Origin of the sequence: Spiroplasma sp. NBRC 100390, assembly GCF_001886495.1 — a bacterium.
GTDB lineage: Bacteria > Bacillota_I > Bacilli_A > Mycoplasmatales > Mycoplasmataceae > Spiroplasma.
The window spans coordinates 1,088,187-1,114,786 of record NZ_CP018022.1; the positions used below are offsets into that span (position 1 = coordinate 1,088,187).

A 26,600-nucleotide genomic window follows, 5' to 3' on the forward strand; every position below is an offset into this window, starting at 1 on the left:
TTATACTTGATTTTTGCACAAGTTATAAGATTGGTGCAACTAATTTTAAACATGTTAGTAATAACCGGTAACTTAATGGTTTATATTTAATCGGCCATTCATGTCATAAAATGGCATGTTTATAATCTCATTCCCATCGCGGAATAAAGTTTGCAACAACTACGGGGTCATAAATAACCGCTGTTGTTTGATGATCAGAAAAGAAACTGCGATAATCTAAATTGCATGTTCCAATTACCGCAACTTCATCATCAAAAATTGCAATCTTATTATGATTAAACATATTATTCATCTCATAAATTTTTACACCATTAGCAATTAAATCTTTACAATAACTTTTCGTTAAATCTAACACAAAGATTTTATCTGTTAAACCAGGAATTGTTAAACGAACATCAACTCCTGCTCGTGCTGCTAAAATCAAGGCTTGAATAACTTCATTTGGCGGAATAAAATATGGTGTTGATAATCAAATTCTTTTTCGTGCTTTATTAATTAACGAAATATATAATTCTTCAGTAATTGAATGATCAATACTAGGACTATGATTAACAATTTGCAAATGTGATTTTCCACTAATATTATATTTTTTTTCAGCAAGAATATTTGGTTCTAATTCGGTAATTTTTTCATGCCGTTTTGTCGCAAAGTACCAATCATCTGCAAAAATAACTTCTAAACCACGAACAGCTTCTCCTTCAATACGGACCTGCGTATCATGAAAAATCCCAAATTTTCATGATTGATCAGCGTACAAATCAGCTAAATTAATTCCCCCCGTGTAGCCAATTAAACCATCAATAATAACATCTTTTCGATGATTACGATAATTCGCATTCCCGCTAATAAAAGGCGTAATAATTGGTAAATACTTATGAACACGAACCCCGGTTTTCATTAATTTTTTAATACTTTTTTTACTAATTTTAAAATAACTACCAACATGATCATAAATCATATAAACACGAACCCCGGTTGTAATTCGTTCTTTTAAAACTGCTAAAAATGATTCAAATAGTTCACCATCAGCAACAATAAAATAAGTTAACAAAATATATTCTTGGGCTTCTTGCAAATCAGTTAGTAATGATTTAAAAACTCGTGTCCCATTCGTTAGAATTTCAATTTTATTATTTTGATATAATGGTTTACTGGCACTATGCATTAATAACTCAACAACATTACCAAATTTTTGTTCAGGACTGGTGTATGCTGCTAAGCTCTTTTTGTTTTTTTCAGTATACATATCATATTCTATTTTATTTAAATGATTGTATAATAATGATTTTTTATTTGAATAGTGATATTTTCGACCAAAAAAAACATATGAGCACAACCCAATAAAGGGAACAAAATTAATAAAAATAATTCAAGAAAATTTAACTTCATAACGCCGTTTTGAAAAGAAGAAAAAGAATGAAAAAATTAAATCAATAATAACAATTGCTAAAAAAATATATAAAAATTTTAGGTTAAGAATAACAGTTACCACAATTAAGCCCATAATTGCCATCCCAAATAAAAAAATCATTGATAAAATAATTTTTAATCAATTTTTCATTATGTTTCCCCTTTATTGCACAATCTTAATATGTACATTATACCAATAATTTAAAAAGAGTTATAGACATTATAACTCTTTTTTGTTTCTTTTTAGTTTAAAATCAATAATTAATGGCGGAACAGGAGAGACTCGAACTCTCGCGCCGGTTACCCGACCTAACACCTTAGCAGGGTGCCCTCTTCACCAACTTGAGTACTGTTCCAAATCGATACCTTATATATTATACAAAAGATATCATTTTAAACAAGTAAAAATAGTTATTTTCTAAAAAACTAACCAATTAAGATATTTTCTTCAACATAACTATATTCTTTTTCCCCAGTTCCACGAATTGAAACTAATAATGTTGATGAAACTCCCAATTGTCCAATAAACATTAGTAAAATTAACACTAAAGTACTTAAAACCCCTAAATGATATAACTCAGTAAAGCCTAAAGTACTTAATCCCGTTGTTCCAAAAGCACTACAAATTGTAAAGAAGGCGTTTAAAACATCAATATTAGGATTCTCAGCACTAATGCAAATAATAGCCCCCATAATTAGAGCACCTGAAATTGTTGTTACAACTAATGCTCGTTTGACGGTTTCATTTGGAATTTTCCGTTTAAAAACATTAACACTATTATTATTCCGAATGATGGATCAAATCGTAATAATAATAACCGCTAAAGTTGTTGTTCGAATCCCACCAGCAGTTGATGATGGTGCTGACCCAATAAACATCATAACGGACATTACAATTCTTGATCCTGGTAAAAATTTACTCATATCAACTGTTGAATATCCAGCATTTCTAGTTGACATTGTATTAAAGAAAATATTCATAAACCCATTTCAATTAGAAGTTGAATTTCGTAAAATGGTTTCAATGTATGGTCCGTTAACCCCCGCGGTTGCATTAAGATTAGTAAACTCAATTAATCAAACACTTAAAACCCCCACAATTGATAATCCGACATAAGTTATTAAATTAATTTTTGTAAATAAAGTAAATTTAGCATGTTCTTTGCGTCGTCAAGCCACAAACTTACGTTTTAAATCGTAAAAAGTTGGAAAACCTAATCCACCAATAACAAATTGAAACATAAAGACAAATTGCATAAAATAATTACTATTATAAGGCATTAATGATGAATTCCCAATAATATCAAATCCCGCATTATTAATTGAAGATATTGAGTGAAAAATTCCACTTCATAAACTTCGTCAAAAATTATGGTAGGTCACATTATCAATCATATATTTTCCTTCAATTGATGCTGATGAAAAATAAAAATTACAAAATAATAAGATGGCACCAAAACACTCCAAAATAATTAGAAAAATAAAACTATTTTTAATTAAATCAATGGTATGTCCAAAATTACTACTTCCACGTTCACCTTGTACCAACATTTTATCTTTAATTGAAATACGTCGTCCTAATCAAACAAAAATCATGATTTTAAAAGTAACAATCCCAAAACCACCAGTTTGAATTAAAATTAAAATTATTAATTGTCCTCAAAAACTATAATCTGCCGCTGGATTACTAATTGTAATTCCTGTATCAGAAAAAGCACTTAAAGCAGTAAATAATCCCACTAAATAATTTCATGAAAAATTATAGGTTCCTAAAATATTTCCATATCCATCACGAACCACCCGATTAACATTATTAACAAAACCCGGAATTGATAACAACAATCCCCCTAAAAAAACAATTAAAATATAAACTAAAAACAATTTTCCCGCTATCTTTGAGAAAGGTAACCAATGGCGACGACGTGTTAATGGTGCTCCTGGGTCATTACTACGTTGCCGCTTACTATCGTTTTTTCTTTTAAAAATATTTTTAAAATATAACTGAGAAAACACCCTTTACGCCCCTCTTTCATTAATATTATATACTACAAGTACTAATTATTGCTAATAATAAAAAAAATAGTATAATTAAAGTTGCAATAAGGGGGGCATTTAATGGCACGAAGAAAAAGTTTTGCAATTATTGGACTAAATAACTTTGGTCGTTCAATTATTGAAACATTAATTGTACGAAAACAACATATTATGGTTTTTGATGTTGATCAAGCCAAAGTTAATAATATGATTGCTAGTTATGACCAAGTTGATGGTGTTGCACTAGATTCAACGGTTAAAGCAAATTTAATTGAACAAGGATTAGATCAATATGATACCATAATTGTTACCATGGCAAGTAATATTGAAGCTAGTGTTTTAACCATCATTGGATTGCAAGATATTGGCATTACAAATATTATTGCAAAATCAAAAGATATTCGTCATACACGAATTTTAAAAGCACTAGGAATTACTAATATTGTCCAGCCTGATACTATGGCTGGAAGTATTACTGCAACTAAAGCAATGTTTGATATTGAAATTGAAATCCAAACTGTTGATGAAAACTATGCATCATTAACTATTCAAGTAAGTGACCCAAGTATTGAAGGACAATCACTATCTGATTTACGTTTCATTAATAATAAAGATTATAATATTGTTTATGTTAAACGTAAAGGACGAGTTATTTTACCAGGAGATGTTGACACAATTAAATTAGATGATGAATTATTATTTATTGCTAAAATCAGTGCAATTAATGATTTAACTATTAAACTACAAAAAATTGATCATGAATATGAAAAAGATGGTAAATAACCATCTTTTTTTATTTCCCTAGTTTTCCGATAATTAATTCAAGCACTACTTGTTGACCAATTTCAGGAGCAACTTGCCCTTTCGTTAATTTCATTAATTCCCCCATAAAGAACTTAATAACCCGTTCTGGTCGTTGGTCATATTGTTCTAACATCGCCAAATTACGATCAAAAACTGGTTTAATAATTGCTTTAATTTCTGCTGGGTCACTAACTTGTTTTAATCCTAAATCAGCAACAATTTTTGCTGGTGGATAATCCTCTGCTAAAATTCGTTGTAGTACTGTTTTTGCTTGTTTATTAGAAATTACATTTTTGGTAATTAGATTAATCATTGCTACTAAATTTTGTGGTGTTAATGCTGTTTCTATTAATGTTAAATTTTTTTGATTTAAATAAGCCGCAACTTCACCAGTTAAATAATGAACAATTGTTTCATACTGTGATGATAGTTTGATTGCTGCTTCAAAAAAAGTCATTAAATCATAATCTTGTAAAATAATATCGACATCAGTCGCCTTTAAATTTAATTCGGTTAAATAACGTTGGCGTTTTGTTGCTGGTAACTCTGGCATCTTACTTAAAACATTTTTAATTCAAGTTGCAGATAATTGAATTGGAAAAATATTTGGTTCTGAAAAATACTTATAATCAGTTGCATCAGTTTTTTTTCGCATTAAAATAGTTGTTTTTGTTTTTTCATCAAAACGACGAGTCTCTTGTTCAACTGTTTGTCCCATTAATAGAATTTCAGTTTGTCGTTTAATTTCATATTCAATTGCTTTTTCAACATTAGCAATTGAATTTAGATTTTTTAACTCTACCTTATTTCCAAAGGTTGAAACACCAACCGGGCGTAATGAAATATTAACATCACAACGAAGTGAACCTTCATTCATTTTGGCATCACTAACTTGGGTATAAATTAAAATTTCTCGTAGCGCTTCTAAATACTTTCGAACTTGGAATCCTGATCGTAGCACTGGCTCTGTAACAATTTCAATTAAACCAATCCCAGCACGGTTATAGTCTAATAAAGTTCCAACATCTTCGTGTAATTGCTTGGCCGTATCTTCTTCAATGTGCAAACGTTCAATTGCAATTCGTAATTGTGTTCCATCCTCATCAATAATTGTTAAATGACCATTACGCCCAATTGGATAGTACTGTTGAGTAATCTGAAATCCTTTTGCCAAATCGGGGTAATAATAATTTTTTCGATCAAATTGAACAATTGGATCAATCGTTAAATTCAGGGCTTGACAAGCAAGCAATGCTAATTCAACGCCTTTTTTATTAACTGTTGGCATCACACCGGGATAACCCGCATCCATTATATTAACCATACTATTAGGTTTTGCACCATAAGTAACGGGTCCCGCTGAAAACATTTTTGTTTTAGTTTTTAACTCAACATGATTTTCAATTCCAATTATTACTTCAAAATTAACCATTGTTTTTCCCTCCTTCTGGAGCAACGTTATTCTTAATTCCAATTATTTCTTCTATTAGTAAACTAGCATTAAAGACCTTTTGGTCGGCAAAAGGAGCAGCATTAACATTAATTCCAATTGGCATATGATCAACAAAAGCAAGTGGTAACGTCAAAGAAGGATTCCCCATTAAATTAGCTAAAACCAATAAATCATCAACATAATTTTCCAACTCCGCTTCAGTTAAAATTTGATCTTTAATAGCACTAATCTTTGGTGCAATACTTGATGCTGTTGGTAATAATAAAATATCATATTCCTTAAAAACTGCCATTAAAGCGTCAACAATTAACCGGCGAACTCGTTTTGCTTTTAAAAACAAAAGAGTTTGGTTCTCTTTTGATAAGGCATATGAACCAATTACATATCGACGTTTAACAACATGCCCAAAACCTTCTGTTCGCGAATTCATCATTACTGCTTCATAACTATCCCCATCAACTCGTGTTCCAAAATTGATTCCATCCAACATTGAATGACTACTTACTGCTTCAGCAAAGGAAATTACCATGTAAACCGGTAATAATGCTTTTAACAAATCTTCTGAAAAATCAATTGCATTAACGACAATTCCTTGTGCTGCTAATTGGGCGTATAAATTATCAAAATGAGTTTTAATTTCTACTGGTAACACTGAATGTGCATTTTTTAAATAAGCAAATTTTTGGTTTTTAACTGCTGGTGATAAATTTTTAAAATAGTTTTGTTCCTTACTTTTTAATGAAGTAGCATCTTGATGATCCTCTTGCGCTAAATAGTCAAAAACAATTGCGCTGTCTTCCACAGTTCGGGTAAAATAGCCCACTGTATCTAATGATGGCGCATAAGGAAAAACACCATAACGTGAAATTAGTCCGTAAGTTGGTTTAAAACCAACAATCCCACAATAACCTGCTGGTTTACGAACCGAATCACCAGTATCTGTTCCTAAAGCAAAAGGGACTACTCCCGCAGCAACCAGTGCTGCTGAACCTGATGATGATCCCCCTGTGATGCGGGTTAAATCTCACGGATTTAAAACATCACCAGTTAGCGCATATAGTCCATGTCCTCCCATACCAAGTTCATCTAGTGCACTTTTCCCTAACAAAATACTATTATTTTGTTTTAAAATATTAGTTACTGTTGACTCATAAGTTGGTACAAAATTTTCTAAAATTTTTGAACTTGCTGTTGTTTTAATTCCTTTTGTTGCAAAATTATCTTTTGCAAAATATGGTAAGGCAAATAAATAATTATCTGTTGGAACTGGCAATTGATCTAATTCTAACGCTAAAGCTGTTGCTTCTGCTGTTAATTCAGTGACTGTTGCATTTAAAACTTGGTGTTTAGCTAAATTAGCAAAAGCTTCTTTAACAATTTGTGAAGGTGTAATTTTTTTAGTTACCAAAAGTTGATGTAATTCTTTTATTGAATAATGTGTCATGTTATTTTACCACCTTATTAATTACAATATAATCATTCATTGTTTTTGGTGCCACCGCTAAAATTTCCGTTTGGGAAGAAACAATAACTTCCTCATCTTCACGTAAATAATCAACAGTTAATTCAAACGGAAAATGCATTGAATGAACATTTGTTGTATCAATTTTTTGTACTAAATCCATTTGTTGTAAGATAACATCAAACTCTTTACTTAACTTTGTTAACTCTTCATCTTTTAAATCTAACATAATATCATTTGCTAATAAACGTAAGTCCTCTTTCGTAATTCTTGCCATACTATTCCTCCTTTATTAATAAATTATTAAATTCTTCCTCATTAATAATTTTAACATTTAATTTTTGTGCTTTTACTAATTTACTACCTGCATCGCTACCAGCTAACAAATAAGTTGTTTTGACACTAACACTTTCAGAAGTTTGACCACCATAACTTTCAATTAGTTCTTTAAAGTATTCGCGTGGTTTTGATAAAACACCTGTAATAACAAAGCGATAATTTTCAAATTTTTGCGATAAAGTTTGATTGGTCGCAAAATATGTCATATTAATACCTTGTTGTTGTAACAAAGCAATTTCTTCTTGGTTTGCCACAATCGCAAAATAGTCAACAACACTAGCCGCAACAATCGGACCAATATCATTAATAACTGATAATTGTTCAATATTCATTGCGACTAATTCTGTTATTGTCTTAAATTGTCGCGCTAATAGTTTTGCTGTTTTCTGTCCAACATGACGAATTCCTAAGCCAAATAATAACCGTTCTAACGAATTTTGTTTCGAATTATTGATTGAAGCAATCATATTTTCAAAAGATTTTTCACCAAAATTTTCTAATTGAATAATTTCAGCACGATATTGTTCTAATTGATATAAATCACTAAAACTTTTCAAATATCCTAATTTATATAATCGTTCAATAATTTTTTCACTAACTCCTTCAATATTCATTGCATTGCGAGAACAATAATGTTCTAATCCCCGGGTAATTTTTTTTGGACAAACTGAATTAATACAATATTGATCTACTTCCCCCGTTACTCGTTCTAATAAAGACTGGCACTCTGGACAATATGTCGCTTCTTGTCATTTTTTTGCCTTTTTTTGACGACGATCAACAACATAATTAATAACTTCTGGAATAATATCCCCCGCTTTTTTAACTTGCACATCATCACCAATTCGAATGTCACGTTCAGTAATAAAATCAGCATTATGTAATGTTGCTGCTCTTACAATTGTCCCTGCAATTCGGACTGGTTCTAAAACAGCATTATAAGTAATTCGCCCTGTTCGACCAACCGATGGAAAAATATTAAGTAATTTTGTTACCACTACTTCCGCTGGAAATTTATAAGCAATTGCTCATTTTGGGTTTTTCGCAGTATAACCAATTCGATTATATAAATTTAAATTATTTACTTTAATTACAATCCCATCAATTTCATATCCTAATTGATGACGTTTTGGTTCATATTCCTGAATATATTCTCAGACAGCAGCAATATTTGGACAATAGCGATATTCTGGATTTGTCTTAAATTTTAATTGTTCTAAACGTTGCAATGAATCATACTGTGTTTGAATTCCATCTCCCAGCGCATTAACATAATAATATAAAAAAGCATTTAAATTTCGTTTTGCCACAATTGCTGAGTCTAATTGGCGCAATGTTCCAGCAGCAGCATTACGTGGATTAGCAAACTCTGGTTCACCAAGTTTAATTCGATCATCATTAATTTTGTTAAATTCTTCCAACGACAAATAGACTTCACCACGAACTGTTAAATTTGGTTGTTCAATTCGTAGTGGCACTGACTTAATTTTTTTGATATTGACAGTAACATCCTCGCCAGTTACACCATCTCCCCGTGTAGCCCCCATTATTAACAAATGATTTTCATAGACTAATGAAATTGATAAGCCATCAATTTTTAATTCACACGTATATTCAACTTCTGACAACCCCGTTAATTCTTTAATTTGTTCGTCAAAATGAATTAAATCGTCATAATTAAAAGCATTTGCCAAACTTAACATTGGGCTATTATGAACATATTTATTAAATTTTTCACTAACTTGACCAAAAACCCGCTGTGTTGGTGAATCAATTGTAATTAATTCACTATATTGTTGTTCAATTGCCATTAATTCTTGCATTGCACGATCATATTCTTGATCACTAACACTTGGAGCATCATTGACATAATATTCATAATTTCATTTATCTAACTGTTCTTTTAGTACTAAACTGCGTTTTTTTGCTTGTTCAAAATTCATAATTTCCTCCTTATTTTATTACTTTTAATTTGCGCTCATTATGGGGAGGCAGGGTTGGTTTTTTCAAATGTCACTTTTTAAATGGCTTAATTCGTAATGCATAAACACTAATATTTAAGGCAACTAATAACGCAACAATAAAGACTGTTGCATTATTTAATAATGCTTGGTCATTAAAAATTAAAATTAGAAAACGCCCCACTAATGGGTTAAAAAAAGTTACTGTTAAAAGCGATAGCATATTAATTGGTGTTTTTGCAACAAAATTTGGAATTTGTTCAAAAAATAATAATCAAATTAAAGCTAAACCCAGAAAAACAAACGAAATAATTAAGAAAATGATATTTGTTCACGGTTGAAAGCGCATCAGTTCTAACTGAACATATAATGCCGAAGCGATGTTTTCTAAAGTTCAAAAGTCCAAGTTATTTTCCCCCGTTGCTAAGACAACAACAACGGAAATTAAAGTAAAAATAACCGGAACCACAAATAATAATTTTTTGCGTCCAACATACATCATTAGTTCAATATCATGCACACGAGAATAATTTCGATATAATAATATTGATAAAATTAACATTAATAAAAATAAGCCTAAGAAAATAAAAATTAATAAGAAATTTTTAATTTGCGCATTATAAAAAATAAAACATAATGTTGAAAATAAGGTAAATTTGACCATATCTTTCAAGAAATTAGTTTGATATTTTAGCATCGTAATCCATGTTGAAACATAAATAATAAATAACATAATATAGGACGCATCTCACTCAAAAGTAATATAACTTGAAAAAATAATGCCAATAATCCATGGCATATTGCGGCTACGATATTCTTCATTAGTATAAATTGTCATTAGAATAAATGTTACAAAAAATAGATTTGTTAACATGTTTTGCGGATGTCATGAATCATAACCAAAGTAATAAATTAATAATTTTGATGCTGATAAAACTAACAAAGATAATAATCCAATTAAAAAGCGATTACTTTTTTTATTAGCAAAATTACTTAACAATGTTACAAAAATTGAAGCAAATAACATTGCATCTAAAATATTTAATAAATTTCAAATAATTTCACTCGGATCAATTCCCGTCATTACAAATCACATTGAAACATTAGTAAATCAAGAAAGAGAAGCTAAAGCTTGGGCATTGCCAACAATAACATCCGGATTTAATTTAAAAACAATATTATTATCAACAGAATCATACTGATAAAAACTTAGAATATATGTGTTAGTAATGTTTAATCCGGACGGTGAAATAAAATAATTTTTTAAATAATATAAAACCATGAAAACACCAAAGGCAACAAAAAAAATGGCATGGTTTCAATCTCATAAATTAATGTTAAACCAATAACGAATAAACAATAGCAAAAATAACGAATAAAGAATATTAATTGATAATAACGAATAAACTAAAATTATATATCGTAAATCAGTAATTAATTCCAACGGAATTAATAAAAAGGAAATTACAGCAAAATAAAAGAAAAAACCCATAATCATTCCAAAATAAATGTTCTTAGTTCGAATCTTTAAAATTTCTGCTAAAATTGCTCCTGTCGAAGAAAAAACTCAATAATAATATAAAAAAAAGGCAATCGCAATTAAAACTATTTTTGTCATTTTATCTTCTCCCTTTCTTAACAATTATAGCAAAAACGCAATAAAATATTAGGTATCTTCCAAAAATAAAAGTGATTTTTAATTATAAAATCACTTATTACTGAACTTATTTCCTATTTAATAATAGCAATAACTTCCCCCTGTTTTACTTTACCTTCTTTAACAATTGTAATTGTTTTACCATTCATTGTTTCTGGTGTAAACACAATTGGTGTATCTAAACTTGGTACTTTTTCTGCTTTTAAAACAGCTAAATCAACTTCACACAACAAGTCTCCTTGTTTTACATTATCATCTTGTTTCACTTTAATATCAAATCCTTTACCATCTAATGAAACTGTATCCATTCCAATGTGTAATAACATTTCAACACCATTATTACTTTTAATTCCATAGGCATGCCCTGTTGGAAAAACGGTAATTAATTTTCCTGCAACTGGTGCAACAAAATTTCCTGCACTTGGTTTAATTGCTAAACCATCACCTAACATTTTTTGCGAAAATACTTCATCTTCAACTTTATCTAAGGCAATAATTTCACCATCCACCGGGGCAATAATTTCAAGTTCTTTTGATTTTTTACTAAATAATCCCATCATTTCTTCTCCTTATTCTTTAATCAGACAATGCTGCTGTATATAATTAGTATACTATAAATTAATTAAATTTACTTCCTATTTTTAAAACAAGGGGAAACCAACTAATTGATTAACTAAAACTAAAATTAAACCAATTAAACAAAAAAAGCAGCATAAAAAAAGAATCAAATATTTATTTTTTTGAAAAGCAGCACGAACTGTTAATTTTTGTTTTGTTGTAAATCCATCATCATGTTTATTATGACGAGTTTTGCGTCAATGTCATCACCATCAACCACCACTAGCAATTGATAGCAGGGTAAATAATACAACTAAAACAATTAAAACTGGCACTGGAATATTACTTGCTTGCGCATTTAAATAAAACATTAAAATCACCTATTTAATAAAAAATAACACTAATAGTGTTATTTTATCAAAAATTTAAACATTTAAAGCACTTTTTGTTGTTTTTTCCACTAAAGCTAATACTTCAGCAGCAGTTTGACAAGTTAAAGCCTTTGCTACTAATTGTTCCATCACCGGAACTTCTAGTTTACTAATAATTCGTCGTGCATTTAAAATACTTGTTGCTGACATTGAAAAGTAATCTAATTTCATTCCCATTAAAAGTGGAATTGCTTGTTCTTCTCCTGCCATTTCACCACACATTCCGACTCATTTGCCTTCTTTATGCGCTCCATCAATAATTGTTTTAATTAAACGTAAAACTGATGGATTATATGGTTGATACAAATAAGCAACAAATTGGCTCATACGATCAGCTGCCATTGTGTATTGAATTAAATCATTTGTTCCGATTGAAAAGAAATCAGCATGTTTTGCGAACTGATCAGCCAACACCGCTGCTGATGGGATTTCCATCATCATTCCAATTTCAATATTATCAGCAACTTGATGTCCTGCTTTAATTAGATTTGCCTTTTCTTCTAACGTAATTTCCTTTGCTGCTTTAAATTCATCAATTGTCGCAATCATTGGAAACATAATTCCAAGTTTTCCATGCACACTCGCACGTAATAAAGCTCGTAATTGTGTTCGAAAGACATTGGTTTTATCTAAACATAATCGAATCGCACGATAACCCAAAAATGGATTCATTTCTTCTGGAAATTTAAAATACGATAATTTTTTATCTCCTCCAATATCTAACGTACGAATAATAACTGGTCGTTTTTGCATTCCTTCTAATACAACTTTATATGCTTCATATTGTTCATCTTCCGTTGGAAAATGATCATTATCCATATATAAGAACTCACTTCTAAAAAGTCCAATTCCTTGACCACCATTGTCTAATACTCCTTGGACATCTTTTGGGGCCCCAATGTTACCTTCTAAAACAAATTTTTCGTATCCATCTTTTGATACCGTGGGTTTATCTTTAAAAGCTAATAATTCTTGTTGCAATTGGAAAAACTTTGTTCTTTCTGCAGTTCAAGTTTTAACTTCATCACCTGATGGTGCTAAAATAACTTCTCCAGTTGTTCCATTAATCATCATCGCTTCATTATGTTTTGCTTGTTTTGTGACATCTTTTAGTCCTAACACAGCCGGAATTTCTAAACTACGGGCCATAATAGCAGCATGACTAGTTCTTCCCCCCATGTCACAACTAAATCCTTTTGCAAATTTAGGATCTAATTGTGCCGTTTGTGATGGCGTTAAATCTTCTGCCACAATAATAACTTCTTCATTAATTGTTGCTAAATCTAACACTGGCACATTTAAAATATATTTAATTAACCGATCAGTTACATCTTTAATATCTGCTGCTCTTTCTTTAAAGTATGGATCATCCATTCCAGCAAACATTGCAATAAATTTTTGTGCAACAGTATGAATTGCATATGCAGCATTGTTTTTATCATTATTAATCATGTTTTTTGCTTCATCAATCATCGCTGGATCATGTAAAATCTGACTATGAGCTTCAAAGATCGCCGCTTTTTCTGCTCCTAATTTCAATAAAGCAATTTTCTGTAATTTTTCAATATCAGTATTTGCCTTCTTCATCGCCGTTTCTAAACTTTTAATTTCACTAGTTGGATCAGAAACCGTATTATTTGAAATCTCATATTTTGGTTCTTCTAATTTAAAAACTTTTGCAATTGCAATTCCATTACTAGCACCTATTCCGTGCAGTTTTTTTGACATAATAAAAATTCCTCACTTCTCTTTCTACTAAAACTATTTTTATTATATACTGAAAATTAGAAAATTGCTGTAATTTAAGCATAGTTTTCAAATTGCTGTAACATTGTTTTAAACAACAACATTATGACATCAAATGAACATTTGAATATTACCAAGTTAAAATAATTTTAATAGCGTAAAATTTGTAAATTATTTTACTGAAACAAAGGCATAACTACCAATAATTTAATTCTTTTTTATTTTAAAGATAACGTGGAAGATTATATCAACGACTTTTAATAATCGCGTTAGTAAAAATCCGATATCAATAAATACTAATAAATAACGTATGATTATTAAAATTAAAATTCTGATAAGTCTTTTCTGACATTTGGCTAAGCTTTCTTGCGTTATAGACAACAAACCATCTTTCACCACAAAGAAAAGCATAATCTGGAATTAATTCGGTTAAGTCAGGGGCTCCTCTTGTTGATTTTAATTTTTTTTGTACACAAAAAATAAATAATTTATTATTTTGATTGTTTAATTTTCATCTTTTATGAAACGATTTAAAATTAAAACAACAGTCATCACACATTGGACGTAAAACATCAGCACGCATTTAAAAAATCTCTCCTTCTTTCTTTTCGATTGAGTAATAGAATTGGTTTATATTAATGATAAAAAATTTCATAAATAAAAATAGAGTTTCTAGTTTTTTGCTAACTAAATTATAATGTATTTTTTATACTTTTAAATATATATAGCATTATATTTAATAAAAAAAAGACAATAGTGTCTTTTATCAAATAATTTAGTGAAACATTTTGCTTTTGTTGTAGTCTTCAAACTTATCTTAAATTAGATTTTGTTTTTTGACTCACCATCTGTTAAAATTTCTTTTAAATTTTCATATGTTGTTTCAATCATATTTTTAACCGCTTCATCAGTATAAGAACCAATATGCGGAGTAATAATTACGCGAGGATATAATGTTAATAGTTTGTTAGTAATATCATCGGGTGTTTTTTCACCGTTAAAATTTTTAAAGAAAACATTACCTTCATTTTCTAAAACATCTAATCCAACCCCTTTTAAATGGTTTGACTTTACTGCTTCATAAACAGCTTCATTATCCACCAATTCTCCTCGTGCTGCATTAATTAAAACTGACCCCGGTTTCATTTTGGCCAAAAATTCTTTATTAACTAAATGATGATTTTGGTCTCTAATATATGGGCAATGCAATGAAATTAAATCAGATTCTTTAATTAGTGTTTCTAAATCGGTATAAGTTAAAATTGCTTTTGCTGCATCAGTTTCATAAATATCATGGCCTAAAACTTTTGCTCCCATGCCATGCCATGCTTTTGCTGCTTCAAAACCAATACGACCTGTCCCAATAATTCCAATTGTTGAATTACGAATTTCTTTTGCAAACATAAAATCATCAACTTTAAAATTAGTATTTTTTTCATTATCTGCCATATAAAATAAATTTCGTAACAACGCATTTCCCATCGCAACCGCTAATTCACTCACGGCATTAGGTGAATAACCTGGAACATAAGCCATTTTAAAACCTAATTCATGGGCTTTTGTCAAATCAATGTGATTATATCCAACAGTTCTTGTTAATAAATATTTAACACCGTATTCTTTCATTTTTAATAAGTTTTCTTCATAACAATCACAATTAGCTCGAACCATAACAGCATCATGCCCTTTGGCGGTTGCAATATTATTTTTTGTTAAATATTCTTCAATTAAAGTTAACTCATAACCATATTTTTCATTTAATTGTTCGAAAAATGGTCGTTCAGTTTTACGAACGCCATAACAAACCATTTTAATTTTTGTACTCATTACTATTTCCTCCTAATATGTAAATAATGAAGTGGCACCAATTGCTGTTGTAATAATTACTCAGAATGGTAACGAAATAATTGAAAATAAAGTTGAAACTAATGTTAAGTTACTTGTTAACATTGGTTGTTTATTATAACCAATTGAATATGCAACAATCACCGAAGCTGGCGGTGCTGCTAACATAATAACAATTACAGCTAATCCAATTGAATCTAATTTTCATGCGCCAGTTTGTTTCCCAATCACAGCAAAGATGACAGCTAATACTAACCCCACAACTGGTGCTAAAACAACTTTCATCATCATTCCATACCACACTTTTTTGTCTTGCATCGCTTCACGAATTTTTCCTTTCGCTAATGTCATTCCAATTGCTAATCACGCTAATGGGGTACAAACTCCTTCTAATGTTTTTGTTATTTTAAATAGTGGTGGAAAAGAATTATCTAATCGTAATGGTGAAAAAAACTTTCCACTACCAATAGTATTTTGATCAGGAACAACCGCAATCCCCGGAATCAACTGCGTTACTCAAAAGATAAATCCAATAATTGTTGCAATTAAAATTGGATTAAGAAAGATTTGTTTTAAGTTTGCTTTAACCGTTGCCATTTTTTTAGCCCGCATTTCAGTTTTTACTTGGGCATAACCAGTTGGATCTACTTTTGCATCAACAACTGTTTCTACCGCTGTTTGCCCAACTGGTGCTAATTGGCCTACTACTGGTTTACTCATTACAATAAACCCTAATGAATATAAAAATACTCGATAAGGAATATTAAAGACGTTAGCTGGTAACGCTGCTTTACCTGCTCCGAATAAAGCAGTCACAACCGGAATTCCAAAGAAAGTAGTTGAAGCAAAAACAGTACACATTGCTAAAGTATCTCTAACATCCTGGTCATATTTAATATAAAAGTATTTTGCAACAATTCCTAAAATAATATAGAATAAAAATCCAACTAATAAAATTGCTGCTTGTGTTTTAACTTGCTCAATAGTTGTATCGGCCATAAAACCATCAAATGCTAAACACGGTAACCCAACAACCATTACAATTTTAATTAAAACTGCTTCTCAGTCTTTCTTAAAGGTTCCCCGTTTTGTTAAAAATCAACCCAAAAAAATCACAAACATTGTTGCAATAATTGCACTTCAAAATCCCCATGCTTTTAAAGTATCAACAACTGCTTTTCCAACATCCGCTTGTAAATATAAATGCATTAATTTGCGTCTCCTCTCATTTTTTCTAAATAATGTACTTTTGTACTACTAATATTATATCCCCAATTACAATATCATACAATAATTGTGGAAAATTTTGACAAATTAAAAAAACTAACTATTGTTAGTTTCTTAAAATCCTATAATTCAATTAAAACTTTAATTCCTGGCCCCATTGTTGTTGTAACAGCAATATTTTTAATATATGCTCCTTTAACAGCAGCTGGTTTTGCCTTACGAATTGTCTCATAAATTACATCATAATTAGCTTTTAAATCTTCTGCTTTGAACGATGCTTTTCCAATTATTGAATGAATATTTCCATTTTTATCAACACGATATTCAACTTTTCCTTTTTTAACATCATCAATCGCTTTTGTAACATCTGGTGTAACAGTTCCTGTTTTAGGGTTTGGCATTAGACCTTTTGGTCCTAATAATTTCCCAATTTTTCCTAATTCAGCCATGATATCTGGTGTTGCAATAATTACATCATAATCAAATCAACTTTCTTTTTGAATTTTATCAATTAAATCTTTCCCCCCAACAAAATCTGCTCCAGCTGCTTTTGCATCAGCTTCCTTGCTATTTGTTAAGACTAAAATTCGTTGTGTTTTTCCAGTTCCTTTTGGTAAAACAACCGCTCCCCTAATTTGTTGGTCAGCATGACGAGGATCAACATTTAAATTAAACGCAACTTCTACTGTTGAATCAAATTTTGTTGTAGCCGTTTTCTTTGCCAATTCAATTGCTTCATTAATTGGATAAACCTTGTTTTTTTCAACTAATTCAACAGCTTTATTGTATTTTTTCCCAAATTTTGCCATCGTTAGTTTTTCTCCTTCTTACTTGGCATACCTTCAACAACAATTCCCATATTCCGAGCAGTTCCCTCAATAATATGCATTGCTGCTTCAACATCATTTGCGTTTAAGTCAACCAACTTATATTCTGCAATTTTACGGACTTCATCCGCTGAAATAGTTGCAACTTTTTCATCCTTTGCTTTTGCTGATCCTTTTTGAACTTTAGCAGCTTTCTTTAATAAGATTGCTGCGGGAGTAGTTTTTAATTCAAATTTAAATGATTTATCATCAAATGCTGTAATCACAACTGGGACAACATCACCCATACGGTCTTTTGTTGCATCGTTAAACTGGGTACAAAACTGCGGCATGTTAATTCCTAATGAAGCTAACTCTGGTCCTGGTTTTGCTTGCCCAGCTTGAAATTCTAATTTTGCAATTCTAGTAATCTTTGCCACGAGCAATTTCCTCCTTTTGAATTCTCGCTGTGGTCCAAACGTAATGTTAACATTACTACCACATTTAAGCATGTTCTACCAAGTAGAACAAATGCCTAATTAATTATAACAATAAGTTAACAAAAAGCAACTTTATTTTAACTTGCATTTTTATTTGTTGGAATAAAGTAAGTGTTTGCTGGAAAAATCCAGTAAATTAGACATAAATTTAATAAAGTTAACAAAACTAAATTTATTCCGTCTTTTTTATTGCAAAAGTACATATACATAAATCTTGGGTTTAGTTGAGTTAGGCCTCTTTTTAAAATAAGTTTACTTAATAAAATTGTTAAAACAAAAAATTGATGATTTAAATAATCAAATTTATAAATAAAATAAATGAAAATTAAAAATTACATAAATTGTATAACATAGCAAGATTTGATAAAACTTTAGAGTTTTAAATGGAGTAATTTGATATATTATTTCATTTTTTTAACATTAATAATATAATTAAGCATTTTCAAAATTTATTTTTTTGTTATAATATGCATAAGTACTAACCTTGAATTAATTATTACTTTTCTAAGTATGAAACGTCACATGAAATATTTAAAAATAATAACAATTTAAAAACCAAAAAGATAAAATAAAGAAGGAGAAATAATAATGAAAAAAATATTTAGTATTTTTAGCGCAATTATTTTAATCAGTTCATCAAGTGGTAGTATCTATGCTTGTAAAAAAGCACAACAAAATGAACAAGAAATTGAAATTTTAAAAGAAAAAATCAAATGAACTGATATTACAATTGAATTAGAAAATCCCAACCAATTAACAGCCGCTGATGTTACAACAACCATAAATAAAATAAAAGACCAAATCCTAACAGATTTAAAAAACAATGCTAAATTTAAAACGGTTACCCTTAAAGATTTTGATGTTAAAAACCCAGAAAACACAATTAAAGCAGGAACTAACTTAGCATCACAACAATCAATATCATTCTCAATTACTATGAAAAATAATTTTACCGGAACACTTGAAAATCAAACAATTAAAATACTTGGTACAAAAAAACCAACAATCAATGATAAAAAAAGTGATATTTCACAAGAAAAAATCGAGTGAACTGATATTACCATTGAATTAGAAAATCCCAACCAATTAACAGCCGCTGATGTTACAACAACCATAAATAAAATAAAAGACCAAATCCTAACAGATTTAAAAAACAATGCTAAATTTAAAACGGTTACCCTTAAAGATTTTGATGTTAAAAACCCAGAAAACACAATTAAAACAGGAACTAACTTAGCATCACAACAATCAATATCATTCTCAATTACTATGAAAAATAATTTTACCGGAACACTTGAAAATCAAACAATTAAAATACTTGGTACAAAAAAACCAACAATCAATGATAAAAAAAGTGATATTTCACAAGAAAAAATCGAGTGAACTGATATTACCATTGAATTAGAAAATCCCAACCAATTAACGGCCACTGATGTTACAACAGCCATAAATAAAATAAACGACCAAATCCTAACAGATTTAAAAAATAATGCTAAATTTAAAACGGTTACCCTTAAAGATTTTGATGTTAAAAACCCAGAAAACACAATTAAAGCAGGAACTAACTTAGCATCACAACAATCAATATCATTCTCAATTACTATGAAAAATAATTTTACCGGAACACTTGAAAATCAAACAATTAAAATACTTGGTACAAAAAAACCAACAATGGATGATGAAAAAATTGATATTTCAAATGAAACAATTAAATGAGGAGATGTCGTATTAAATTTAATTGATCCAAAAGATTTAAGTAGTTCTGATGTCCAATATGCAATAAAAAAAGTAACTGAACGAATCTTAAATGATTTATGAGAAACTGATCTTTTTAAAGAAATTATTCCAAAAGATTTACATATTGAAGGTTTAGAAAACATGATAAGTGAAGGAGCCGACCTATCATCTCAAAGCAAAATAATTTTCTCAATTACAGTAGATAATAAGAAATTTACTGGAAAATTAGATAATCAAGCAATTAAAATATCTACTAAAAAAGCACAAAAAGTTGATATTTCAAAAGAAATAATTCAATGAACTGATGTTATATTAACATTAGTAAATCCTAATAATCTATCCGCAGAAGATGTTGAAGAAGGGATTATAACAATTAAAAATCAAATTTGAACTGATTTGCAAAAAAATAAAAAATTTGTCGACATTGTTTTAGATGATGATTTTGATATCATTGGATTAAGTTTTATTATTAAAGAACATTCAAATTTGTTGGCAAGTCAACCAATAACATTTGCCATTACAGCATTAGGAGATAATTTTACTGGAAAATTAGATAATCAGATAATTAAATCAATCACAGGAGTTCAAATTGAAGAGCAACCTTTAGTAAAAGTCATTAAAGAGACTTCAATAAAAAAAATAAAATATCGATATTATGATGAATCTCAAGCAATAGAAATTATAAAAGGAATAAAAAAAGAAAACCCGACTTTATATTCTTCTAAAATTAGTATTAAAAAAATTAGTAAAAATATAATATTTAAGTCAGGAACAGCAATTGCTTACACAAATGATAAGGATATTTATACTGGTGAAGAAATAAAAGTAAAATTTACTTTCTATTATTTATTTGGATAAATTTAATATTATTTAAGCATTCTAAAAAACCAACATCAGAAAAGTTGGTTTTTTATTTTAATATTTTTTTCTTATTGATTTATCACATATCAATTCACAAGATATTACTTTCTTTTCCATATTAAATTAACCTCTTTTTTAAAGTTTACACATATACATAAATCTTGAGTTTAATCAAAGTTAAAAATTATTAATTTAAGTTGTATTAAGTAAACTTATTTTAGAAAGAGGCCTAACTCAACTAAACCCAAGATTTATGTATATGTACTTTTGCAACAAAAAAGACGGAATAAATTCAGTCTTGTTAACTTTATTAAATTTATGTCTAATTTACTGGATTTTTCCAGCAAACACTTATTTTATTCCGTCTTTTTATTTAAGTATTGTCTATCATTAATTAAAAAAACAAAAGAATCTCAACGGCTCTTTTGTTTTAGTATAATGTTATCTTGTTTTTGGATAAACATAATCTGATGGCTTAAAAGCAATTCCATATATGTTCACTGGTCATGGCGTATAGTAGATGTTATTAGTTGTTGCATTAACCCCAAAATTAAACCGCAAACTATAGTTTCTACTTGCATAAATGCTCAATGATCTATCACTCCCAATTACAGGAACCAAATCAGCAACTTCGGTTGTTACTCAGAACTTATCAATATCAGGTAAAATTTGATTTTTTGGATCATTTTTAAACTTATTTAATAGAATTCGTCAAATTTTACGATGCGATAATCCTTCATCTTTAACTTGTTTTTCTAAACCATTTCAAAAATCAACATCTAAAAACAAAGCTCCTTCTTTTCAAACTTTAATATCCCAAGTAATTTTATAATATTTATAAAAGGTACTAATGATGCGCCCAAAATTCTTAATCTTTTCAATCATTCCATCACGAGTAATCCCAACACTTAAATAAAATGGTTTACCATTATTTAATACAACACCAGATAATGGCACTCCTGCTACTAAAATTTTTGCTAAGTTAATTTTAAATTGTCCTAACTGTAATTTTGAACCAGATGTACTTGTTAAAATATTTAATTTTTCCCCATAATATTCCAAAAAGTTTTCTGGTGTTAATTTTTCAGGAGCATAACCAGTATTAACCCACGTATATTTTTCATCATCAGGAATAACTGGTGTAACACCATTTGTATCTGGATTAATAATTGAATTTAATAAAACCAAAATTTGTTCATCCTTGGCGTAAGTAATACTATTTCGAATCTCACCAAGTTCATTGTCTGCTTGTAATGCGGCATTTAATTCCTTTTGAACAATTGCATCTAACATAGTATGGTCAAAAGCATAATTTAAATCAAAATTATCATAAATGCTTCGAAAAGCAGGATTTTGATCGACAATAATGTCCTTAGCCATTGAATTAAAAAATTTAACAATTGCTTTTGAAACAGCTCCCGTTACAGCTGCTAAAATTTTTTCCATTTTTACTTTGTCATTTGTAATAGTATACTGAATTAAGAAAGGAACTCGTGTTTCTAATGTTTTAAACTGTATTTTAACTTCTAACCTAAAATCTAACCGAACTCCTTTTAAATTGTTAACATCAATATTTACTAAAGAGCCCAATTTACCAATATCAATATAATTTAACATAAATTTATAATCTTTTGCATCAGTGCTTAAAGGCAATGTATCAATATAATAATTTGAATATTGATCAGCAATCTCACGATTAACATTGTCAAATACAGCGCTAAAACCATTTACTAATGCTTGCAATGCTTTCCCAATATTGGTATCATTTAATTTTAATTCCTGCTGTGTGTTATTACTAGTAACCATTGTAAATAACTTTTCAAACTCCTCAGTTGAATAGTCATGAACATCAACTAGTGTTTTTTCCATTGCATATGTTTGAAAAACACTACTAACTTTTTTACTAATTTCATTTAAGATTTTTAAATCTCCTTGATAATCAATATTGTTATTCTCATCTTCCTTAGTTTTTGGTTTTACAACACAACTAATAATTATGCTTGGGCTAATAACACTAAAATTAAAAATTCCGAGCATCACTAATAATTTTTTCATAATGTTTTCTCCTTTTAAAATATTTTGTGTTAAATATTTGTAATAATTATAAAAAAAAAAAAAAAAAAGCAAGTGTTGACAAAAGTAACACTTGGGTTTGGCCCTCGGGCATATATCCCAAAATTGGAATAAAATAAAGATAAAATTTGATTTTAGAAGATCCAATGTCTAAATAAACATATATAATTATCAATTTAGCATCCTTGGGCAAAATGATATATCTTATTTGCTACTATCTCATGTATTTGCCATAATGAATGAAATTGTTCAAAATATAATTTTAAACTGCTTTCGGATAAACATAATCTGATGGTTTAAAAGCAATTCCATATATATTTACTGGTCATGGTGTATAGTAGATGTTATTAGTTGTTGCATTAACCCCAAAATTAAACCGCAAACTATAGTTTCTATTTGCATAAATGCTCAATGACCTATCACTCCCAATTACAGGAACCAAATCAGCAATTTCGGTTGTTATTCAAAACTTGTCAATATCAGGTAGGCCTTTATTTTGTGGATCATTTTTAAACTTATTTAATAGAATTCGTCAAATTTTACGATGCGATAATCCTTCATCTTTAACTTGTTTTTCTAAACCATTTCAAAAATCAACATCTAAAAACAAAGCTCCTTCTTTTCAAACTTTAATATCCCAAGTGATTTTATAATATTGATAAAAAGTACTAATAATACGTCCAAAATTCTTAATCTTTTCAATCATTCCATCACGAGTAATCCCAACACTTAAATAAAATGGTCGACCCTGATTTAAAATAACACCAGATAAAGGTACTCCTGCCACCAAAATTTTTGCTAAGTTAATTCGAAACTGACCCAATTGTAATTTTGAATCAGATGTACTTGTTAAAATACTTAGCTTTTCCCCATAATATTCTAAAAAGTTTTCCGGTGTTAACTTTTCAGGAGCATAACCAGTATTAACCCACGTATATGTTTCATCATCAGGAATAACTGGGGTAACACCATTTGTATCTGGATTAATAATTGAATTTAATAAAACCAAAATTTGTTCATCTTTAGCATAGGTAATACTATTTCGAATCTCACCAAGCTCATTATCAGCATGCAATGCGGCATCTAATTCTCTTTGAACAATTGCATCTAACATACTATGGTCTGATGCATAATTTAAATCGAAATTATTATAAATACTTTGAAAAGCGGAATTTTGATCAACAATAATATTTTCTTCCATTGAATTAAAAAACTTAACAATTGCTTTTGAAACAGCTCCTGTTACAGCTGTTAAAATTTCTTCCATTTTTGCTTTATCATTTGTAATGATATACTGAATTAAAAAAGGAACTCGTGTTTCTAATGTTTTAAACTGTATTTTAACTTCTACTCTAAAATCTAACCGGACGCCTTTTAAATTATTAACATCAACATTTACTAGAGAGCCCAATTTAGTAACATCAATGTAGTTTAACATAAATTGATAATCTTTTTCATCAACTTTTAAAGGCATTGTATTAATATAATAATTTGAATATTGGTTAGCAACATCACGATTAACATTGTTAAAAACGGCCATAAAACCATTCACTAACGCATTCAATGCTGCAGCAATATTTTTATCATCTAACTTTAACTCCTCTTGTGTCTTGTTACTAGTCATCATTGTAAATAACTTTTCAAACTCTTGAATTGAATAATCATTAATATCAATTAATGTTTTTTCTATTGCATATTTTTGTAACATTGTACTAATTTTTTTAGTAATTTCATTTAAAATTCTTAAATCCCCTTGATAATCAATACCATTATCAATTTGACTAATAATTGGTTTTATAACACAACTGGTCAACAAGTTTGGACTAACAACACTAACATCAAAAACTCCTAGTATCACTAATAATTTTTTCATAATGTTTTTCTCCTTTATAATATCTTGGACTGAATATTTCCAATAATTATTAAAAAAGCAAGTGTTAAAATAAATAACACTTGGAACTGTGGAATAAATATCCTTAAATAATAAATTTAATTTAAAGCAAAATAAAAGAGTCAATAAAATTCTTTTATCTCAATATAATCTTAATTTGTTTTTGGATAAACATAATCTCCTGGTTTAAAAGCAATTCCATATATTCCTACCGGTCATGGCGTATAGTAAATATTATTGGTTGTTGCATTAACTCCAAAATCAAACCGCAAACTATAGTTTCTACTTGCATAGATACTTAATGATCTATCCCTCCCAATTACAGGAACCAAATCAACAATTTCGGTTGTTACTCAGAACTTATCAATATCAGGTAAACTTTTATTTTGTGGGTCATTTTTAAACTTATTTAATAGAATTTTTCAAATTTTACGATGCGATAATCCTTCATCTTTAACTTGTTTTTCTAAACCATTTCAAAAATCAACATCTAAAAACAAAGCTCCTTCTTTTCAAACTTTAATATCCCAAGTGATTTTATAATATTGATAAAAAGTACTAATAATGCGTCCAAAATTCTTAATTTTTTCAATCATTCCATCACGAGTAATCCCAACACTTAAATAAAATGGTCGACCCTCATTTAAAATAACACCAGATAAAGGTATTCCCGCAACTAAAATTTTTGCTAAATTAATTCGAAACTGACCCAATTGTAATTTTTGACCAGATGTGTTTGTTAAAATATTTAGTTTTTCTCCATAATATTCTAAAAAGTTTTCTGGTGTTAACTTTTCAGGAGCATAACCAGTATTAACCCACGTATATGTTTCATCATCAGGGATAACTGGTGTAACACCATTTGTATCTGGATTAATAATTGAATTTAATAAAATCAAAATTTGTTCATCTTTAGCATAGGTAATACTATTTCGAATCTCACCAAGTTCATTGTCTGCTTGTAATGCGGCATCTAATTCCTTTTGAACAATTGCATCTAACATAGTATGGTCAAAAGCATAATTTAAATCAAAATTTTCATAAATGCTCCGAAAAGCGGGATTTTGATCAACAATAATATTTTCTTCCATTGAATTAAAAAACTTGACAATTGCTTTCGAAACAGCTCCTGTTACAGCTGTTAAAATTTCTTCCATTTTTGCTTTATCATTTGTAATGGTATATTGAACTAAAAAAGGAATCCGTGTTTCTAATGTTTTAAATTGAACTTTAACTTCTAATTTAAAATCCAAGCGAACACCCTTTAAATCATTGACATCAATATTTACTAATGATTTTAATTGCGCAATATCAATATAGTTCAACATAAATTGATACCCTTTTTTATCAACACTTAACGGCATTGCATTAATATAATAATTTGAATATTGATCAGCAATCTCACGATTAACATTATCAAAAACATTAATAAAACTATTTACTAATGCGTTTAATCCTGAACCAACATTTTCATTATCTAAATTCAGTTGCCACTGTGTTTGTTTACTATTAACCATTGTAAATAACTTTTCAAGTTCCTTAGTTGAATAATCGTTAATATCAACCAATGTTTTTTCCATTGCATATTTTTGAAACACAGTGCTAACTTTTTTAGTAATTTCATTTAGAATTTTTAAATCTCCTTGATAATCAATATCATTATTTTCAGTTTGCATAATATTTGGTTTTGCAATACAACCAATAATCAATCCCGGACTAACAACACTAAAATTAAAAACCCCTAGTATTACTAATAATTTTTTCATTGTTTTAAAACCTTTCATAAGTTTTTTCATCGGATATGA

At 29.1% G+C, this 26,600-nt stretch carries 20 protein-coding genes and 1 tRNA gene; 2 read left to right on the forward strand and 19 right to left on the reverse strand.

Going from position 1 to position 26,600, the window contains the following annotated elements; translation table 4 throughout:
• Positions 1-22: 22 nt before the first annotated feature.
• From cls to S100390_RS04915, 3 genes are all read right to left on the reverse strand, one after another.
• Positions 23-1,561, reverse strand: a complete 1,539-nt coding sequence (gene cls / locus S100390_RS04905) for a cardiolipin synthase (RefSeq protein WP_070407154.1) — start codon at positions 1,559-1,561, stop codon at positions 23-25.
• A gap of 114 nt (positions 1,562-1,675) precedes the next feature.
• Positions 1,676-1,766: transfer RNA gene (locus S100390_RS04910), tRNA-Ser, on the reverse strand.
• A gap of 70 nt (positions 1,767-1,836) precedes the next feature.
• Complete coding sequence (locus S100390_RS04915) at positions 1,837-3,423, reverse strand: TrkH family potassium uptake protein (protein WP_071890220.1); 1,587 nt, start codon at positions 3,421-3,423, stop codon at positions 1,837-1,839.
• A gap of 102 nt (positions 3,424-3,525) precedes the next feature.
• Between S100390_RS04915 and S100390_RS04920 the strand changes: the two genes are divergently transcribed.
• Entirely contained in the window at positions 3,526-4,227 is a 702-nt protein-coding gene (locus S100390_RS04920; protein ID WP_070407156.1) for a potassium channel family protein, read from the forward strand.
• A 10-nt stretch (positions 4,228-4,237) separates the two neighbouring features.
• On the opposite strand, the gene gatB is transcribed toward S100390_RS04920, so the two are convergent.
• From gatB to rplK, 13 genes are all read right to left on the reverse strand, one after another.
• The gene (gene gatB / locus S100390_RS04925; protein ID WP_070407157.1) at positions 4,238-5,680 is read right to left on the reverse strand and encodes an Asp-tRNA(Asn)/Glu-tRNA(Gln) amidotransferase subunit GatB; all 1,443 of its coding nucleotides are present in this window, start codon (positions 5,678-5,680) and stop codon (positions 4,238-4,240) included.
• Positions 5,673-7,145, reverse strand: a complete 1,473-nt coding sequence (locus S100390_RS04930; RefSeq protein WP_070407158.1) for an amidase family protein — start codon at positions 7,143-7,145, stop codon at positions 5,673-5,675. The genes gatB and S100390_RS04930 overlap by 8 nt, the downstream gene beginning before the upstream one ends.
• Before the next feature lies 1 nt (position 7,146).
• On the reverse strand, positions 7,147-7,440 hold the full coding sequence (gatC, locus tag S100390_RS04935; RefSeq protein WP_070407159.1) for an Asp-tRNA(Asn)/Glu-tRNA(Gln) amidotransferase subunit GatC: 294 nt from the start codon (positions 7,438-7,440) through the stop codon (positions 7,147-7,149).
• Between the two features lies 1 nt (position 7,441).
• Positions 7,442-9,445, reverse strand: coding sequence for an NAD-dependent DNA ligase LigA (gene ligA / locus S100390_RS04940; protein ID WP_070407160.1), 2,004 nt, complete (start codon positions 9,443-9,445; stop codon positions 7,442-7,444).
• A gap of 10 nt (positions 9,446-9,455) precedes the next feature.
• On the reverse strand, positions 9,456-11,081 hold the full coding sequence (locus S100390_RS04945) for a hypothetical protein (protein WP_070407161.1): 1,626 nt from the start codon (positions 11,079-11,081) through the stop codon (positions 9,456-9,458).
• A gap of 113 nt (positions 11,082-11,194) precedes the next feature.
• Positions 11,195-11,677, reverse strand: a complete 483-nt coding sequence (locus tag S100390_RS04950) for a PTS sugar transporter subunit IIA (RefSeq protein ID WP_070407162.1) — start codon at positions 11,675-11,677, stop codon at positions 11,195-11,197.
• A gap of 84 nt (positions 11,678-11,761) precedes the next feature.
• Complete coding sequence (locus S100390_RS04955; RefSeq protein WP_070407163.1) at positions 11,762-12,049, reverse strand: hypothetical protein; 288 nt, start codon at positions 12,047-12,049, stop codon at positions 11,762-11,764.
• Between the two features lie 54 nt (positions 12,050-12,103).
• On the reverse strand, positions 12,104-13,837 hold the full coding sequence (ptsP, locus tag S100390_RS04960) for a phosphoenolpyruvate--protein phosphotransferase (protein ID WP_070407164.1): 1,734 nt from the start codon (positions 13,835-13,837) through the stop codon (positions 12,104-12,106).
• Between the two features lie 241 nt (positions 13,838-14,078).
• Positions 14,079-14,438, reverse strand: a complete 360-nt coding sequence (locus S100390_RS04965; RefSeq protein ID WP_070407165.1) for a hypothetical protein — start codon at positions 14,436-14,438, stop codon at positions 14,079-14,081.
• Between the two features lie 239 nt (positions 14,439-14,677).
• A complete protein-coding gene (locus S100390_RS04970; protein WP_070407166.1) occupies positions 14,678-15,682 on the reverse strand; it encodes an NAD(P)-dependent oxidoreductase in 1,005 nt (334 codons plus the stop codon).
• Between the two features lie 12 nt (positions 15,683-15,694).
• Entirely contained in the window at positions 15,695-16,909 is a 1,215-nt protein-coding gene (locus S100390_RS04975) for an AEC family transporter (RefSeq protein WP_070407167.1), read from the reverse strand.
• A gap of 140 nt (positions 16,910-17,049) precedes the next feature.
• A complete protein-coding gene (gene rplA, locus S100390_RS04980; protein ID WP_070407168.1) occupies positions 17,050-17,736 on the reverse strand; it encodes a 50S ribosomal protein L1 in 687 nt (228 codons plus the stop codon).
• 2 nt (positions 17,737-17,738) lie between these two features.
• Entirely contained in the window at positions 17,739-18,173 is a 435-nt protein-coding gene (rplK, locus tag S100390_RS04985) for a 50S ribosomal protein L11 (RefSeq protein ID WP_070407169.1), read from the reverse strand.
• Positions 18,174-18,821: 648 nt separating this feature from the next.
• On the opposite strand from rplK, the gene S100390_RS04990 reads away from it, so the two are divergent.
• On the forward strand, positions 18,822-20,828 hold the full coding sequence (locus S100390_RS04990; protein ID WP_070407170.1) for a hypothetical protein: 2,007 nt from the start codon (positions 18,822-18,824) through the stop codon (positions 20,826-20,828).
• A gap of 444 nt (positions 20,829-21,272) precedes the next feature.
• Here S100390_RS04990 and S100390_RS04995 read toward each other — a convergent pair whose 3' ends face one another.
• The 3 genes from S100390_RS04995 to S100390_RS05005 form a co-directional block, all read right to left on the reverse strand.
• Positions 21,273-22,886, reverse strand: a complete 1,614-nt coding sequence (locus S100390_RS04995) for a hypothetical protein (protein ID WP_070407171.1) — start codon at positions 22,884-22,886, stop codon at positions 21,273-21,275.
• 280 nt (positions 22,887-23,166) lie between these two features.
• Positions 23,167-24,777, reverse strand: a complete 1,611-nt coding sequence (locus S100390_RS05000; RefSeq protein WP_070407172.1) for a hypothetical protein — start codon at positions 24,775-24,777, stop codon at positions 23,167-23,169.
• Positions 24,778-24,947: 170 nt separating this feature from the next.
• Positions 24,948-26,561 (reverse strand): hypothetical protein, encoded by a 1,614-nt coding sequence (locus tag S100390_RS05005; RefSeq protein ID WP_070407173.1) that lies wholly within the window; start codon positions 26,559-26,561, stop codon positions 24,948-24,950.
• Between the last annotated feature and the right edge of the window lie 39 nt (positions 26,562-26,600).